Here is a 415-nt window from a genome sequence, read left to right as displayed (position 1 = left end):
GGCGGCGACCCACTGGTCGACGGCCATGGCATTGCCCGCCGTCACCGCATTCAGGTCCTGCTCGATGGTCTCGAAGGTGCTGGAGCGGGTGATGCTGTACGTGGCGGCCCCGGTGACCGCCAGGGCGCATACCACGGTGGCGGTGCTGATGAAGAGAATTTTGGAGCGCAGTGTATGGAGCATGTCAAACCTTCTTGCAAAGAAGTGTTTGGATTACACCCCAGTATGTTTCTTTCGTTTACGCAAATATCCAAAGTGTTGCGTACGTGCCGCTCGGCAGTAAGCAGTTTGCAGGCAACGGGCTCATGTCAGCGGAGGGACATCCTTGCCGTCGAGCACGGCATGCGCGCGGCTGCGGTCGATGTCCCCCTCCCATGCGGCGATCGCCACCGTGGCCACGCAGTTGCCCCCGAGG

The 415-nt window shown here is 61.2% G+C and carries 1 protein-coding gene; it reads right to left on the bottom strand.

Annotated features, from left to right (window positions below; all coding sequences use genetic code 11):
* Positions 1–183: hypothetical protein (locus JZ791_RS47470; protein WP_216904006.1), on the bottom strand; the 183-nt coding region annotated here is incomplete at its 3' end.
* Between the last annotated feature and the right edge of the window lie 232 nt (positions 184–415).

Origin of the sequence: Nocardia alni, from assembly GCF_019038435.1 — a bacterium.
GTDB classification, from domain to species: domain Bacteria; phylum Actinomycetota; class Actinomycetes; order Mycobacteriales; family Mycobacteriaceae; genus Nocardia; species Nocardia alni.
Note: the sequence above shows the minus strand (reverse complement) of the source record. Positions and strands in the feature narration are given on the sequence as shown.